Origin of the sequence: Sphingobium sp. TA15 (assembly GCF_037101235.1) — a bacterium.
In the GTDB taxonomy this organism is placed as follows: Bacteria; Pseudomonadota; Alphaproteobacteria; order Sphingomonadales; family Sphingomonadaceae; genus Sphingobium; species Sphingobium indicum.
On the sequence record NZ_AP025355.1, the window covers coordinates 1,800,794 to 1,814,323 of the forward strand.

At 66.1% G+C, this 13,530-nt stretch carries 10 protein-coding genes; 5 read left to right on the forward strand and 5 right to left on the reverse strand.

What is annotated here, in order from left to right:
- Positions 1 to 141 precede the first annotated feature (141 nt).
- The 4 genes from der to Sj15T_RS08960 all read left to right on the forward strand — a co-directional run bounded on the left by der (position 142) and on the right by Sj15T_RS08960 (position 3,393).
- Entirely contained in the window at positions 142 to 1,512 is a 1,371-nt protein-coding gene (gene der, locus Sj15T_RS08945; RefSeq protein WP_007684185.1) for a ribosome biogenesis GTPase Der, read from the forward strand.
- Positions 1,499 to 1,714: a sulfurtransferase TusA family protein gene (locus Sj15T_RS08950; RefSeq protein WP_013040696.1), complete on the forward strand. Its 216-nt coding sequence runs from the start codon at positions 1,499 to 1,501 to the stop codon at positions 1,712 to 1,714. Before der ends, Sj15T_RS08950 begins: the two co-directional genes overlap by 14 nt.
- 73 nt (positions 1,715 to 1,787) lie before the next feature.
- Entirely contained in the window at positions 1,788 to 2,231 is a 444-nt protein-coding gene (locus Sj15T_RS08955) for an Hpt domain-containing protein (RefSeq protein ID WP_013040697.1), read from the forward strand.
- Between the two features lie 142 nt (positions 2,232 to 2,373).
- Positions 2,374 to 3,393: an LLM class flavin-dependent oxidoreductase gene (locus Sj15T_RS08960; protein WP_041385995.1), complete on the forward strand. Its 1,020-nt coding sequence runs from the start codon at positions 2,374 to 2,376 to the stop codon at positions 3,391 to 3,393.
- Here Sj15T_RS08960 and Sj15T_RS08965 read toward each other — a convergent pair.
- Positions 3,361 to 4,482, reverse strand: coding sequence for an acyltransferase (locus tag Sj15T_RS08965; RefSeq protein WP_007684181.1), 1,122 nt, complete (start codon positions 4,480 to 4,482; stop codon positions 3,361 to 3,363). The genes Sj15T_RS08960 and Sj15T_RS08965 overlap by 33 nt on opposite strands.
- A gap of 147 nt (positions 4,483 to 4,629) precedes the next feature.
- Between Sj15T_RS08965 and Sj15T_RS08970 the strand changes: the two genes are divergently transcribed.
- Entirely contained in the window at positions 4,630 to 6,282 is a 1,653-nt protein-coding gene (locus tag Sj15T_RS08970) for an ATP-binding protein (RefSeq protein ID WP_041386494.1), read from the forward strand.
- Between the two features lie 4 nt (positions 6,283 to 6,286).
- Here the strand turns inward: Sj15T_RS08970 and Sj15T_RS08975 are convergent, their stop codons facing one another.
- The 4 genes from Sj15T_RS08975 to Sj15T_RS08990 form a co-directional block, all read right to left on the reverse strand.
- Positions 6,287 to 7,738, reverse strand: coding sequence for an MATE family efflux transporter (locus Sj15T_RS08975; protein ID WP_013040701.1), 1,452 nt, complete (start codon positions 7,736 to 7,738; stop codon positions 6,287 to 6,289).
- Positions 7,739 to 7,823: 85 nt separating this feature from the next.
- Entirely contained in the window at positions 7,824 to 10,634 is a 2,811-nt protein-coding gene (locus Sj15T_RS08980; protein WP_013040702.1) for a valine--tRNA ligase, read from the reverse strand.
- A gap of 81 nt (positions 10,635 to 10,715) precedes the next feature.
- Positions 10,716 to 12,773: a S9 family peptidase gene (locus Sj15T_RS08985; RefSeq protein ID WP_013040703.1), complete on the reverse strand. Its 2,058-nt coding sequence runs from the start codon at positions 12,771 to 12,773 to the stop codon at positions 10,716 to 10,718.
- 219 nt (positions 12,774 to 12,992) lie between these two features.
- The gene (locus tag Sj15T_RS08990; RefSeq protein ID WP_013040704.1) at positions 12,993 to 13,484 is read right to left on the reverse strand and encodes a DUF2497 domain-containing protein; all 492 of its coding nucleotides are present in this window, start codon (positions 13,482 to 13,484) and stop codon (positions 12,993 to 12,995) included.
- Between the last annotated feature and the right edge of the window lie 46 nt (positions 13,485 to 13,530).

A 13,530-nucleotide genomic window follows, 5' to 3' on the forward strand; every position in this document is an offset into this window, starting at 1 on the left:
ACCGACAGAAGAAGAAGCGTGCTCCTGCGAAGGCGGGAGCCCAGTTCCAACGGCAGGACTGGGCTCCTGCCTTCGCAGGAGCACGCATGTTTTTACGCCTGATGTGCTGACAGGCGACCCAAGAAAGGATACGGGCCTCTCATGCTGCCCACCGTTGCCATCGTCGGACGCCCCAATGTGGGCAAGTCCACCCTTTTCAACCGGCTCGTCGGCAAGAAGCTGGCGCTGGTCGACGACCAGCCCGGCGTGACCCGCGACCGGCGGGAGGGGCAGGCGAACCTGCTGGGCGTCGATTTCACCATCATCGACACCGCGGGTTATGAGGATGAAGACCCGCAGACCCTGCCCGGCCGCATGCGCATGCAGACGCAGGCGGCGGTGGAAAATGCCGATGTCGCGCTGTTCGTCGTCGACGCCCGCGCCGGCATCACCCCGCTGGACGAGGAAATCGCCCGCTGGCTGCGCGAGGGCGACGCCCCGGTCGTGCTGATGGCCAACAAGGCGGAGGGCAAGGCGGGCGACGACGGCGTCATGGAGGCGTTCAGTCTGGGCCTGGGCGACCCCGTCCCCTTTTCCGCCGAACATGGCCAGGGCCTGGCCGACCTCTTCCAGGCGCTGCTCCCCTATATCGACCGCGAGGAGGAGGAAGAGGAGGAAGGCGAACCGGACGAGGCCGATTTCGAATCCGCGCCGCTGAAACTCGCCATCGTCGGCCGCCCCAATGCGGGCAAGTCGACCCTGATCAACCGCCTGCTGGGCGAGAACCGCCTGCTGACCGGCCCCGAAGCAGGCATCACCCGCGACAGCATCGCCGTCGACTGGCAATGGACCGACCCGGACGGCAACGAACGCCCCGTCCGCCTGATCGACACGGCGGGCATGCGCAAGCGCGCCAAGGTGCAGGACAAGCTGGAAAAGCTGGCGGTTTCGGACGGCCTGAACGCTGTGAACTTCGCCGAAGTTGTGGTGCTGCTGCTCGATTCCACCCGCGGGCTGGAGGCGCAGGATCTGCGCATCGCCGACAAGGTGATCGAGGAAGGCCGCGCCCTCGTCGTCGCGCTCAACAAATGGGATACGGTGGAAAACGGCTCGGCCCTCTATCAGGGCATCAAGCAGGCGCTGTCCGACGGCCTCGCGCAGATACGCGGCGTGCCGATCATGACCGTCTCCGCCGCCACCGGCAAGGGGCTGGACGACCTGATCCGCGTCGCCTTCGAAACCCGCACCGCCTGGTCGCAGCGCGTGTCGACCGGCATCCTCAACCGCTGGTTCGAACGCGCGCTGGAGGCGAATCCGCCCCCCGCCCCCGGCGGCAAGCGGATCAAGCTGCGCTACATCACCCAGAACAAGACCCGCCCGCCGACCTTCGTGCTGTTCGGCACGCGGCTGGACGAACTGCCGGAAAGCTACCGCCGCTATCTGGTGAACGGCATCCGCAAGGAACTGGGATTCGGCGCGGTGCCGGTGCGGCTGACGCTGCGCAGCGCCAAGAACCCCTATGCCACCAAGTGAAGCGGCGCATATCGACGCCAGGGGCATGAAATGCCCCTGGCCCGCGCTGCGCGTGGCGCGGGCGATGCGATCCGCCGACGCCGTAACGATCGAGGCGGACGATCCCGTCGCGGCCAAGGAACTGGAGGCGCTGGCGAAGCAACAGGGTTGGGCCTTCACGGCAAAGGCGCCGCATCTCTTCGCTCTCGCTCGGTCGCTTTGACGATCCCACCCGACTTAACCCCCTATTTACGCTCCTCTTCTATATTCCCCACGGCAGAGCAGGGAGTGTCAGGGTGTCATATCAAGAGGCCGAACTGGTCAATTGGACGGATTTTGCCAAATCCCGTTCGGAGCTGGGCGCCGCCTTCCTCCGGATCCTGGGCTATTTCCGCGAAGACGGCGAAAAGGCGATCGGCGCCATCGAGGAGGCCTTTCGCGCCCGCAACGCCGCCGCGCTGGTCGCGCCGGCCCATAAGCTGAAGGGCGAGTCGGCCCAGTTCGGCGCCTATCGGCTCAGCGCCATGGCCGAGAAGATCGAAATGGTCGCCCGCCGCTGCGTCGAAAGCCGGGAAGGCCCGGACGAATTGATCGAGGATGTGGTCGCGCTGCGGCCCTGCTTCACGGAGACGATGGCTCTGCTCGACCGCGACGCCAACCCGCTGGTAGCGCGCCGGCCGCAGGGTTTCGGCCGCCGCATCGACAGTCCGGCCCAGGGATTCGGTCGCGCCGCCGGCTGAATGCTCGGGCCGTTATTTGCGGGCGTTAGGCGCGCCGTGCGCCTGCTGAGGCAGGAGCGCGCAAAGTTTCCCGAAGACCTCCGCATTCCATCCGCCCCGAACCGGCATTGAAATGGAACGAGTCCGCCCCCCATATTCGGCCATGACCCGTTTCTCCGTCCTGGACCTCGTTCCCGTCAACGAAGGCGGCACCGTCGGCGAAGCGCTTGGCCGCGCCGCCGACTTTGCCGCCCATGCCGAAAACCTTGGCTTCCACCGCTATTGGGTGGCGGAGCATCATGGCATGCCGGGCATCGCGTCGGCCGCGACCGCCGTGGTGCTGGCGCATATCGGACGGGCGACCGACCGCATCCGCATCGGCGCGGGCGGCATCATGCTGCCCAATCATGCGCCGCTGCTGATCGCGGAGCAGTTCGGCACGCTGGCGGCGCTCTTTCCCGGCCGCGTCGACCTCGGCCTTGGCCGCGCTCCCGGTTCCGACCAGCGCGTGGCCCAGGCCATGCGGCGGACGCTGACCGGCGGCCCGGACGACTTTCCCCGCGACGTGATGGAATTGCAGGCCTATTTCGCCGGCGACGAGCGCCTAGGCTTCCAGGCGACCCCCGGCGCGGGCGAGGACGTGCCGCTCTGGGTTCTGGGTTCCAGCCTCTATGGCGCGCAACTCGCCGCCGCGCTGGGCCTGCCCTACGCCTTCGCCTCGCACTTCGCGCCCGGCGCGCTGGACGAGGCCGTCGCCATCTACCGCCGCGATTTCCAGCCCTCTGCGCAGCTTGCTCATCCCTATGTGATGGCGGGCTACAATGTCTTCGCAGCCGACACGGCGGAGGAGGCGCGGCTGATCGCCACCTCCATGCAGCAGGCCTTCGTGCGCCTGCGCACCGGCCGGCCGGGCAAGCTGCAACCACCCGTCGCCGGCTATTATGAAAGCCTGCCGCCGCAGGCGCAGGCGATGCTGGCCGATGTGCTGAGCGCTTCCACCATCGGCACCCAGGCCGATCTCGAGCGCGACTTGGCCGCCTTCATCCGCCGCACCCAGGTGGATGAGGTCATCATCGGCGGCCAGATCCATGATTTCGAGGCGCGCAAGCGCAGCCTGGAGATCGCCATGGCGGCGGCCGGTCGAGTGGCGTCAGGCAGCCATCAGGCGGCCGCCGCTCAATAGCTTCGCCAGCCCCGGCGCGGCGCGGCTGAGCAGTGATCCCAACAGGATCACGGCGACCAGCACCAGCAGCGGCTGCACCAGCAGATAGGCGGGATAAAAGGGCGATCCCAGCTTGCCGAACACCACCCCCAGCACCGGCCCGCCCAGCCAGATCAGGATGAGGTGGGAGCAGAAGAGGAAAAAGGCGAAGGGTTCGATCCGCAGCAGCATGCCCCGCGCCGCGCTGGCCGCCAGCGACCAGGCGAAGCGCCAGAAGAACAGCGCCGCCGCGACCCGCACCGCCATGTCCAGCGTCGCCGCGCCGATGCCCGGCGGCAACACGCCCGGATGCAGGGACATATAGAGCTGCGCGCTCATCAGCAGCGCAAAGGGCGCCGCCGCCGCCGTCCAGGGCAGCGCCGCCACCCGGTCGGCCAGCCCCTCGCGCCGCGCCACGATGCCCATGATGAAGAAGAACAGGATGGAGGCGCGCATCAGCACCGGCGGCCCCCATCCCATGATCTGGCACAGCGCCGCCATCGCCGCCACCGCGCCCAACGCCCAGCCCGGCAGGCGGACGAACAGGGGCGCGGCCAGCATGCACAGGAACAGGTCGCGCAGGAACGGCATCTGCACGTTGATGTCGGGATTGCGGCTGACGATGAACAATTCCTGGAACATCCAGCCGGTGGACGATGGCACCGGCGCCGACAGGCCCAGCGCCCAGGCCGCGCCGGACACGAACAGGATCGCCAGCGCATTCCACAGGATCATCGGCAGCAGGATCGTCCGCACCTTCCGCCCGACATGGCGCAGCCAGTCATGGGTCCGCGACGACCCCTCCACCAGCCAGCCGGAAATCAGGCCCAGCAGGGGCACGGCGCTGCGCCCGAAAACCTCCATCAGGCCCCAGCGCAGGCTGTCCTGCGCCGTGCCCCTCAGGCTTTCCAGGTCGTGGCCGTTCAGACCCGTCCAGGCATGGACGTACACCACGCCCAATATGCAGATCACCCGCGCGATGGAAATCGCGTCGGACCGCCGGGCCGCATCGGTCGTCAGCACCCGGGACACAGGATTTTCCCGATTTCCGGCCGATGTTTCAAAAGCCAAGCCTGACACGCATTTCCTCTGACCATCGCGGCGCGGGCCTGGCCGCACCTTCAACATGGGCGAGGGATAAGCAGATTCTTTACCAGTCGCCGGTTAAATCGATCCGACGTGCCGGAATCCCGTCCGGTCGAGGGGAAAAACAGGTTCATGACCCAGATGCACGGTGCAGACCATTTCGCAGGCGCGCATGCCTTCCAGCCTCCGGCCGACGCCATGGGGATGGTCTTCCAGATCGCCGGGTCCAGTTCGCAATTGATCATCGACGCCACGCGCATCGCCGCGCTGTCGCGCGATCCCGATCCTTCGCTCGCCATGGCGGGGCAGGTCGGCAGCCAGGTGAAGATGCGTGTCGGCCATGTCTGGCTGATCGCCAGCGTCCGCGCCATGGCCATGGATCGGCAGGACAGCAACAACATCATCGTCGACATCGACTTTCTGGGCGAAGGCGATGAGGAGAAGCTGACGGGACGCATCTACCGCTTCCGCCGGGGCGTCACCCGTTATCCCACGCCGGGGACGGAGGTCTATCCGGTGTCGAGCGCGGACATGCAGCAGATCTATTCGGCCGACGATCGCCCCCATGTGCAGATCGGCACCGTCTATCCCACGTCCGACACCCGCGCCGCGCTCTATGTGGATTCGATGCTGGGCAAGCATTTCGCGCTGCTGGGTTCGACCGGCACCGGCAAGTCGACCAGCGCCGCCCTCATCCTGCACCGCATCTGCGACCTGTCGCCGCAGGGGCATATCGTGATGATCGATCCCCATGGCGAATATGGCGCCGCCTTCCAGCACAATGGCGCGGTCTATGACGTCAACAACCTGGCCCTCCCCTATTGGCTGATGAATTTCGAGGAGCATTGCGAGGTGTTCGTCACCTCCGAAGGTTCCGAGCGGACGGTGGATTGCGACATCCTCGCCAAATGCCTGCTGGCCGCGCGGTCGAAGAACCGGCTGGCGGAGAGCATCGGCCGGCTGACCGTCGATTCGCCCGTCCCCTATCTGCTGTCGGACCTTACCAACATCCTCCAGAACGAGATGGGGAAGCTGGACAAGGGCACCGGATCGCTGCCCTATATGCGGCTCAAGACCAAGATCGACGAGATCAAGAGCGATCCGCGCTACAGCTTCATGTTCTCCGGCATGCTGGTCGCGGATTCGATGCAGGAATTCATCGCCAAGATCTTCCGCCTGCCCTCCGGCGGCAAGCCGATCTCGATCATCGACGTGTCGTCCATGCCGTCCGACATCACATCCGTGGTGGTGTCGGTGCTGTCGCGGCTGGTGTTCGACTATGCGCTGTGGGCGCGTGACGAGCCGCAACGCCCGATCCTGCTCGTCTGCGAGGAAGCGCATCGCTACATCCCCAGCAGCACCAGCGGCGGCGGCCAGGCCGTGCGCCGCATCCTGGAACGGATCGCCAAGGAAGGCCGCAAATATGGCGTGTCGCTGGGCCTCATCACCCAGCGTCCGTCGGACCTGGCCGAAGGCGTGCTGTCGCAATGCGGCACGATCATCTCGATGCGCCTCAACAACGACCGCGACCAGGCCTTCGTGAAGGCCGCCATGCCCGAAGGCGCGCGCGGCTTCCTCGATTCCATCCCCGCCCTGCGCAACCGGGAGGCGATCATCTGCGGCGAAGGCGTCGCCGTCCCGATCCGCGTGGCGCTCGACAATCTGGAGGAGGAGCGGCGTCCAGCCTCGGGCGATCCGAGCTTCACGGAACTCTGGCGCCAGTCCGGCGGCGAAGCGGACATCCTCGACCGCACGATCACGCGCTGGCGCAGCCAGGGCCGGTAAGCGATTATCCCGCCGGGACGATCCTTCCGGCTGGCTCGCTCTCCGCATTGATGCTTTCGCGGCACTCCTCTTCGTCCACGGGGACGAGGAGCTTCGCCTTGCGCCACCCGCCCTGCAGATAAACCAGGCCGGCCAGCAGGAAGGACGACGCCGACCCTGCGGGGAAGCTCAGCCACAATGCGTCCGCCCCCAGATGCGGATAGCCCAGATGGTAGAAGCCCAGCCGCACCGCGAAGAGGGTGAAGACCAGGATCAGCAGCGGCCGCACCACCACGCCATTGGCCCGCATCACGCCGAACAGGATCATCGTGCCGCCGAACAGCACGAAGCTCCAGCTCGCCAGGAGCTGCATGTGCCAAGCGGCGGCGATGGCGGCTTCGTTCCGTCCCAGGAACAGCGCCAGCAGCGGCGCGTGGAACAGCAGGATCACCGCCACCATCGTGCCGGTGATCAGCAGCAGATAACCCATGCCATATCCGGTGATCCGGCCGATCCGGTCCCATCGCCCCGCGCCGATATTCTGCGCCGCCATGGCGCTGACCGCCGCGCCCATCGCCATGGCCGGCATCTGGAGATAGGTCCAGATCTGCTGGGCCGCGCCATAGGCCGCGGTGACCAGAAACCCCTCCCGGTTGACGAGGCCGATCATCACCAGCCCTGACGCGGACATGACGATCATCTGCAATCCCATGGGCAACCCCTTGCCGAACAGGACGCGCATCTGGTCCGGCGCGGGGCGGAGATAAGCCAGTTCCCGCCCGCGCAGGCGCAACGGCAGATCCTTCGCATAGGTGTAGAGGACAAGGCCGATCAGGCTGACGACGCCCGCCGCCGCCGTTGCCGCGGCCGACCCGCCTATGCCCATCGCCGGGATCGGCCCCAGGCCCAGGATCAGCACCGGGTTCAGGACGAGGTCGACGCCCACGCTCACGAACATGAAGATCAGCGGCGTCCGCGCATCGCCCGTCCCGCGCAGGCCCATCATCATCATGACGCTGAGCAGGGAGGCGGGCATGGCGACGAAGATCACCCGCAAATAGACGAGCGCCAGGTCGAACGCCTCCGCCGGGGTCGCCAACAGCCGCAGCAAGGCGGGCGCGCCGATCCAGCCGCCGGTCGCCACGACCAACCCCAGCAGGGTGCAGAAGCCGACGGCCGATCCGAACGCCCGACGCGCCGCGTCCAGGTCCCCCCGTCCCACCGCCTGCGCGATCATCACCGTCGACGCCATGCCGAAGCCGAAGACGACGGAGAACATCAGGAACATGGTGATGTTCGCATTGGCCGTCGCCGCCAGCGCCTGAGCGCCCAGGAAACGACCCACCCATATGGCGTTGATCGATCCGTTCAGCGACTGGAGGATGTTGGACGCCAATGTCGGGATGGCGAACAGCAACAGGGCCGATGCGATCGGCCCCTGCGTCAGATCCCTGCCGCGCCATTCCCGTGCAACCATGCGTCCCCCTTTTCGGATGGAAACGGGGGCGACCACCCATCGTCCCCGGTTCTTTTTCGGCGCGCCCCGGCCGACGCGCCTGGGATCAGGCGAGTCGTTCCAGCGCCGCCTTCAATCTTTCCGCCTCGGCCGCCTTTTCGGCATGATCCTCCCGCGCCTTGGCGACGGCCTCCGGCTTGGCCTTTTCGACGAAGCTCGGATTGGAAAGGCGCCCGGACAGCGAATCCCGTTCCTTCTCCGCGCCGGCAAGCGCCTTGGCGAGCCGCGCCTTCTCCGCTTCGATGTCGATCACGCCTTCCAGCGGCAGGATGAAGGTCGCCTCGTCGACCACGATCTGCGCCGCGCCGCCGGTGACGCTGTCCCCGAAGGACAGGCTTTCCACTCTGCCCAGGCGCGCCAGTGCGGCCCCCTGGCGGTCGATGCGGCGGCGGGTTTCATCCGACGCGCCGTGCACGACCACGCCCAGCTTCGCGCCCGGCGGCACGTTGAGTTCGGTGCGGGCCGTGCGCATCGCGCCGATCAGGCGGATCAGCCAATCGATCTCCGCCTGCGCCTCGCTGTCCACGGCATGAAGCGCCTGCGGCCAGCGCGCGACGATCAGTTCGCTTTCCCGCGTCCCAGTCAGATTCCATAACTCTTCGGTAATGAACGGCATGAAGGGGTGCAGCATCACCAATATCTGGTCGAACGCCCAGCCCGCGACCGCTCTCGTTTCTTCATCCATCGAGCCTTTGGTCAACTCGATATACCAGTCGCAAAACTGGTCCCAGACGAAGTGGTAGATGGCGTTGGCCGCCGCGTCGAAGCGCAGTTCGGCCATGGCGATGTCGATCGCCTGCACGGTCGCCACCGTCTCCGCGACGATCCAGCGATTGACCGGCGCTTCAGCATGGGGCGCTTCGTGGCTGGTAGAGGCCGCGACGCCGTTGGATTGCAGGAAACGCGCCGCGTTCCACAGCTTCGTCGCGAAGTTGCGATAGCCCTCGACGCGCTTCTCATCCATCTTCACGTCGCGGCCCTGGCTTTCCATCGCCGCCATGAAGAAACGCAGCGCATCCGCGCCGAACCTGTCGATCAGGCCCAGCGGATCGACGACATTGCCCTTGGACTTGGACATTTTCTGCCCGTCGGCGGCGCGCACCAGGCCGTGCAGATAGAGCTTGCGCCAGGGCACGTCACCCATGAACTCCATGCCCTGCATCGCCATGCGCGCATCCCAGAAGAACAGGATGTCGAAGCCGGAGATCAGCAGGTCATTGGGATAATGGCGCTTGAGCGTCTCCGTCTCGTCCGGCCAGCCCAGCGTGCCGAATGGCCAGAGGGCGGAAGAGAACCAGGTATCCAGCACATCGGGGTCGCGATAGAGAACAGCTTTCGCAGGATGATGTCCGATTTCCGCCGCTTCGGTCCTGGAACCGGCAATGACGATCTCGACGCCGTCGCCATAACATTCCCGCGCTTGAGCGAGCATTTCCTCCTCGTTTTCCGCGACGAAGATGTGGGTGCCGAGCGAAGGAACGATAGCCCCGTTATTGGTATGGGGTCCAAACCACGCCGGAATCCGATGCCCCCACCAAAGCTGGCGCGACACGCACCAGGGCTGGATATTCTCCATCCAGTTGAAGAAGGTCTTTTCCCATGTCTTGGGCACGATCTCGATCCGCCCGTCGCGCACCGCCTGCATCGGCGCGATCGCCAGCTTCTCCGCATCGACATACCATTGGTCGGTCAGCCACGGCTCGATCACCACGCCCGAACGGTCGCCAAAGGGCGTCTGAATAGTGCGCGGCTCGGCGTCGGCGACGACCTCCTCGCCCTCCTTGTTCTTGGTGACGTGCGGAACCAGCAGGCCAAGCGCCTTCATCTCCGCCACCACCAGCTCGCGCGCGCCGTCCACGCCGTCCTTGCGGAAGCGGTGCAGGCCCAGGAACCGCTCCGGGATCAGCCCGTCGGCGGTCTGAATCACATTGGCGTCGGCGTCGAACATGTTGAGCATGTCGGCTGCCTTGAAGCCCGCCCGCCTGCCCACTTCGAAATCGTTGAAGTCGTGCCCCGGCGTGATCTTGACCGCGCCCGACCCCAGTTCCGGATCGGCATGCTCGTCAGCCACCACCCTGATCCGGCGGCCCGTGATCGGCTGGAGGATGTCCTTGCCGATCACATCCCTGTAGCGCGAGTCTTCAGGGTGAACCGCGACCGCCATGTCGGCCAGCATCGTTTCCGGCCGCGTGGTCGCGACGACGATATGGTCCGCGCCATCGGCCAGGCGAACGCCGTCGGCCAGCGGATAGCGGAAATGCCAGAAGCCGCCCTTCACCTCCTGCGTCTCCACCTCCAGATCGGAAATGGCCGAGCGGAAGCGCGGATCCCAGTTCACCAGCCTCTTGTCGCGATAGAGCAGGCCGCGCCGGTGCAATTCCACGAACACCTTGATGACGGCCTTCGAAAAGCCCTCGTCCATGGTGAAGCGCTCATTGGCCCAGTCCATGGAGCATCCCAGGCGGCGAAGCTGGCGCGTGATCGCGCCGCCGCTCTCCGCCTTCCACTCCCACACCTTCTCGACGAACTGCTCGCGGGTGTAGTTGGTGCGCTTGTCCTGCCGCGCCTCCATCTGCCGCTCGACCACCATCTGCGTCGCGATGCCCGCATGGTCGGTGCCCACCACCCACAGCGCATCCTTGCCGCGCAACCGTTCGTAACGGATGACGATGTCCTGCAGCGTATTGTCCAGCGCATGGCCGATATGCAGGCTGCCCGTCACGTTCGGCGGCGGGTTGACGATGGTGAAGGGTTCCGCAGAGGGCCGTTCCGGGCGGAACAGCCCCTTCTCCTCCCAATGGGCGTACCAGCGGGATTCGATTTCGGCGGGGTCGAAGGTCTTGGGCAGTTCGGTCATAGGCTGGCCTTTACGCAAGGCGGCGGCGGCGTCAACTTTCCGCCGCCCGAGAGGCGAAAAACCCGCTCAGATGCGGCAACCTTATTTCTTCGTCCACTTGTCCAGCCAGCCCAGCGCCTCGTCATACCATTGCAGCGAGTTGCGCGGCTTCAGCACCCAGTGATTCTCGTCCGGAAACACCAGCAGCCTCGACGGCACGCCGCGCCGCTGCAACGCGGTGAACGCCGCCAGCCCTTGCGTATAGGGGATGCGAAAATCCTTCTCCCCCGTTACCACCAGCATCGGCGTCTTCCATCGGGTCACATGGTTGACGGGGTTCCACTTCTCGAACTCCTGCGGATTCTCATAATAGGGTCCGCCATGTTCCCATTCGTCGAACCACAGCTCCTCCGTTTCATAGGCCATGGCGCGGGCGTCGAACACGCCGTCATGCTGGACCAGGCATTTGAACCCGTCGGGCCAGTTGCCCGCGATCCAGTTCATCATATAGCCGCCATAGCTGGCGCCCAGCGCGCAGCCATTGCCGGCATCGACCTGCGCATCCTTGGCGGCGGCGGCCAGGCCCAGTTTCAGATCCTCCAGCGGCTTGCCGCCCCAATCCTTGTTGATGCTGTCGGTGAAGGCCTGGCCGTAGCCCGTCGAACCGTGGAAATCTACGATCACCGCCGCATAGCCATGGGCCGCGAACGCCTTGGGATTCCAGCGATAGGACCAGCTATCGTTGAAGCTGCCCTGCGGCCCGCCATGGACCAGCATGGCTACCGGCAACTTGCCTGTTACACCCTTCGGCTTCACGATCTGGCCCCAGACGGTGTCGCCGTTCGCGCCCTTGAAGCTGTAGCGCTGGACCGAGACGTCATCGATCCCGGCCAGCTTTTCCGCATTGACGGCGGTAAGGCGCGCCGGCTTGCCCAGCGCCTTTTTGGAGGAATTGGGGGGCATTTTCCAGAAATCGGCGGGCGACTGGATGCTGTCGAGCGCGTAGACGAAGCCGCCCCCGGGCAGCGGCACGACGCTGCCCGCATGGCCCGCCTGCGTCAGCCGCGCCACCTTGCCCGACGCCGCATCCACGCGGAACACCGGATGATCCAGCACATCGTCGGCGGTGACGATTATCCCCTTCCCGTCCGCCTCCCAGGCGATGGAGGCCACCGAGCGGTCCCAATTCCCGGTCAGCGCCTTCGTCTCCCCGGTCGCGATGTCGCGCAGCATCAGCACCAGCCGGTCGCTTTCATAGCCGGGGCGCTTCATCGCCGCATAGGCCAGCCATTTCCCGTCCGGGGAAACGGCGGGCATGGTGTCGGTCGCGTCATTGGCGTCGGTCAGGTTGACCGGGGCCGCCCCGCCATCCGCCGGGACCGCGAAGATGTCGAGATTGGTCGACAGTGGCTCGATCCGCCCCGCTTCGCGCAGCGCGAAGAACAATGTCCTGCCGTCGGCGCTCCAGGCGATTTCCTCGGCTCCGCCGAAGGGCTTGGACGGGCTGTCCCCGACCAGCGCGCCCATGACCGACACCGCCTTGCCGCCCGACAGCGGCATCACGAAGATTTGCGAGCGCTGGCCGTCGGACCATGTGTCCCAATGGCGCGCGAATAGCTGGTCGTAGACGCGGCCGGTGCCAGCGCTTGGGAGCGCGGCAGGCTTTGTGTCGTCAAGGGTCTTCGCCCCCACGGGCCGGTCCGCCCACAGGGCGACCCGGTCGCCCGTGGCGCTGAGCAGAAAGCCGGAAATTCCGCCGGGCGCCCGCGTCACCTGCTCGGCGCTCCCACCTGCTACGGCGACCCGCCAAAGCTGGTCGTCGCCGCTCCGGTTGGACAGATAATAGAGCGATTTCCCGTCCGCCGAAAAGGCCGGCGCGCTTTCATTCTTGTCGGGGGCCGAAGCAATCATGCGCGGCGTTGCGCCCGCCTTGCCCAGGTCCAGCAGATACAGGTCCGTCCGGCCCCTGTTCCCGGCGAGGTCGGTCACGCGCAACTGATAGGCCAGCCATTTCCCGTCCGGCGAAACCGCCGGGGCCGACACGCGGTTCAGGCTGACCATGTCGCTGGGCGTGAATGGCCGGGCAGCGGCGGGCGCGACGGCCAACGCCGATTGGGCCAGGGCCAGAGCGCCAAGTCCCGCTTGCAGAAGATATTTCATGGATGAGCACCCTTGGATCGAGTCGCGCCGCTCTCTCGCGGGCGGCGTCGACGGCTATGGACAAGGGTGTAGGCGGCAATCCCGCCAACGCGCAAGGATCAACCACCCACGCGTAATAAAAGAACAAGAATGCTCAGATCAGGGTGCGTAAAGCATGAATCGCGCACAGGATGAGCAACCGCCCTCCCCGGCCCGCCGAATCGGCCCTCTCCACCCTGCTCAACGCCCGGTGATGCGGGCGATTTCCCTGGCGACCATATCTTCGACCATCTGCGGCAGCCGCGCGTCCAGCCATTCCTTCAGCATCGGCTTCAGCATCGAGCGGACCAGCCCGTCCAGCGTATTGTCCTCGCCATCCTTGGGCGTCACCAGCATTGAGGACAAAGCGGACAGCGAATGCCGGGCCGCGACTTCGCTCTCGACGGACAGGATGGACGCATCCCCCTGCTCGGCAACGGTCTTGGGGGCGCGGGACGTTCGATGGGCGGGCATGGGTTCCTCCACAGCGACCTCGTCGGTCAGTTCCAGCACTTCGTCGCTGGCAGGCTCGGACATCGCCTCCGCAACGGGAACGGCGCGGACCTTGGGCGCCGCCTCGCCCCGCACGCGGCGCGGCAGGGTCTGCACCGCCTCCTCGCCCTCTTCAGCGATGATCCGCTTGATGGACGACAGGATGTCCTCCATCGAGGGTTCCTTGCTCATGTCGCCCATGGTCAACCCCTATTCCAGTCCCCGTTAACGCTATAGCACCAAAGGA